The organism is Methylobacterium sp. UNC378MF, assembly GCF_900103195.1.
GTDB lineage: Bacteria > Pseudomonadota > Alphaproteobacteria > Rhizobiales > Beijerinckiaceae > Methylobacterium.
Map to the genome: position 1 here is coordinate 1 of NZ_FMWU01000074.1, position 1,957 is coordinate 1,957.

1 protein-coding gene and 3 pseudogenes are annotated in these 1,957 nt (G+C 58.3%); all 4 read right to left on the bottom strand.

Features of this window, described 5'->3' with window-relative positions; genetic code table 11:
• Positions 1 to 103 (bottom strand): annotated as a pseudogene (locus BLT59_RS31030) (IS5/IS1182 family transposase); the annotation flags it as partial.
• 103 nt (positions 104 to 206) lie between these two features.
• A pseudogene (locus BLT59_RS30405) lies at positions 207 to 622 on the bottom strand (IS5 family transposase); the annotation flags it as partial.
• A gap of 39 nt (positions 623 to 661) precedes the next feature.
• Complete coding sequence (locus BLT59_RS30410; protein ID WP_175544177.1) at positions 662 to 1,624, bottom strand: FkbM family methyltransferase; 963 nt, start codon at positions 1,622 to 1,624, stop codon at positions 662 to 664.
• Positions 1,625 to 1,879: 255 nt separating this feature from the next.
• A pseudogene (locus tag BLT59_RS31590) lies at positions 1,880 to 1,957 on the bottom strand (IS5/IS1182 family transposase); the annotation flags it as partial.

Sequence of the window (1,957 nt, forward strand, 5' to 3'; positions counted from 1 at the left end):
GCGCCACCGGACGGCCGTCGGCATCCACCAGCGCGTGGATCTTGCTCGTCAAGCCGCCGCGCGAGCGACCCATGCCACCGGATCGGCCGTCTTTTTTTCTACCATCCGGACTCATAACTAGTAGCTGATGGTGGCGGCGAGGCAGACGGCGGCGAGATAGTTGATCGCCAGACGGTCGTAGCGGGTGGCGATGCGGCGGAAGTCCTGCCCTTCGCGTCGGTGACGACGTGGCGCTTCGTGCCCGGCTTGCCCCGTTCGGTCGGGTTCGGGCCCGTCGCCGCGCCCCCCTTTTTGCCGCGATGGAGGCGCTGTCGAGAGAAGCTCGATTGAAGTCGATGCCGTTCTGGCGGCCGAGCCGGTCGAGCAGCGCGTGTTGCAGGCGGTCCCAAACTCCGGCCCTCTGCCAGTCGCGCAAGCGCCGCCAGCAGGTCGTCCCCGAACCGCAGCTCATCTCACGCGGAAGCAGCTCCCACGGCATGCCTGAGCGCAGCACGAACAGGATCCCCGTCAGCGCCGCGCGGTCGGAGGTTCGCGGCCAACCGCCCTTCGGCTTGGCCGGCTCAGGCGGAAGCAGCGGTGCGATTTCGGCCCAGAGGCTTTCGGGGAGAAGCGGTCTTGCCATCTCCCCACAACGCGCCAAACCCGGTTTTGTTGGAGGCTCTTAGGCAAGTCGCGGCTTGCCTTCCAGCTGCTGGACAGTCTCTACCGAATCGCCAAGAGCATCGCGTTCCGCCTGGACTGCGTCTCTCTGAGCGAGAGCTAAACTCAACTCGGAGAGAAGGCAATCTCGTTCGGCTTCGACTGCAGCTTTTTGAGCCTTGGCGGCATTCCACTCGTTGCGGAGCCAATCTCGTTCGGCCTCGACTACAGCCTTTTGGGAGTTAGCAGCATTCCACTCGTTGCGAAGCCATGCCGCCTCGGCCTGACTTGCGCTGGAAAAATTTCGGCTCACGAAGCCATCAAAAATATTGGGCGGCCGGTCAAAAGCCTTGCTCAATGCATTGAATTGCTCCTCCGCGACATAGAAACGGTTAAGTCCATCGAACCACACAAAACGGTAATCAGCTTCAGTTAAAAGAGGCTCCCAAGAATGATGATTGGTCTTTTGAGAACCGGGAAGCGTTGCCTCAATCAAAATTATCTTCGGTCGACACAATCTAAAATCCGCGCCGAACAGGACGTCCTGCTCTCCTCCTTCGACGTCTATTTTGAGAAAATCGACATCTTTTGTGACGTATTTTTCACAGATATCGGCGAGCGTCGTGACGGCCATTTCACGCTCCATCACCTCGTGCCCCTGAGAAATGTGAGCCTGCGCATTGCTTTGGCTTAAGGTGGACAATCCGGTGCCGGGAAACACATAGAATGGCAGACTACCAGGCGAGCGGCCAACTGCCACGTTTAAGTTTTTATCCCTCGGCCTTTCTTTCGAAAGTAAGTTGAATTCATTTTCGACAGGCTCAACATTGATTCCGCACCATCCTCGCTCATAGAAAGCGCGCGTGACGGAATCGGTGGTTGGATCATGCGCGCCGATGTCGATGTAAAATCCGGCGTCCGTATTCTGAAACGCTCTCCAGAGCATTACATCTTCGAAGTTTTGCGCGTACGACACGAATCCCATTTCGCCCCTCCAGATCGCGCCCTTACGCTGTCTTTTTTCGCCAAGGAAGCGTCGCTCTCCCGCTCTAGTGAGAGCAGGAGGCATTATCATGCACCAGGACCGCGTGGGACAGTCAAGGCCCTGCCGGCAATGGCGTATTGATCGGTCTTTTACGTCAGCAACCCGCTCTGAAGGAGGCGGACAAAAAACCGACGGCAACCTGTGCGACCGCTTTGAGCACAAGTCGCCTCAGCGGTCCACTAGGTCGCGGACTCATTAAGCTCGCAGCCAGATCCGCAGGGCTGCGAGCTTGACGCTGGCTAGGAAGTTGTCGGGATCCTTGTCGTAACGGGT

Excerpts from the sequence above, each read along its gene's own strand:
- BLT59_RS30410 (WP_175544177.1), bottom strand. The coding sequence starts at position 1,624 with ATGGGATTCGTGTCGTACGCGCAAAACTTCGAAGATGTAATGCTCTGG.